The 399-nt window shown below is 63.4% G+C and carries 1 protein-coding gene; it reads left to right on the forward strand.

From position 1 onward, the window contains the following. Positions 1-399: Ig-like domain-containing protein (locus PJK54_RS17775; protein ID WP_271303522.1), on the forward strand; the 399-nt coding region annotated here is incomplete at both ends.

The raw sequence follows: 399 nt of genomic DNA on the forward strand, positions 1-399 counted from the left end.
TACCGGACGTATCACGGGCACCCTGACGCCGGATGCCTCGCAGAATGGTCCCTTCGAGATCACTGTCACCGCGGATGATGGCAATGGTGGCACCGTGACCGACACCTTCATCCTGACACCGAGCAACACCGCACCGGTCGCGCAGGATGACGCCGCTACCGTCGCCGAGAAGGCGCCGGCCTCCGGCAACGTGCTGGATAACGATGCGGACGGTGGCAACGACACGGATACCCTGAACGTCAGCCAGGTCGGCGAGGATGCCGCCAATGTCGGTCAGCCGACTGCCGGTGACAACGGTGGCCAGTTCACCGTCAATGCCGATGGCAGCTATGACTTCGCGCCGGGCGCAGACTTCGATGACCTCGCGGTCGATGAAACCCGTACCACCACCATCAGCTA

The organism is Cobetia sp. MMG027, from assembly GCF_027947415.1.
GTDB lineage: Bacteria > Pseudomonadota > Gammaproteobacteria > Pseudomonadales > Halomonadaceae > Cobetia > Cobetia marina.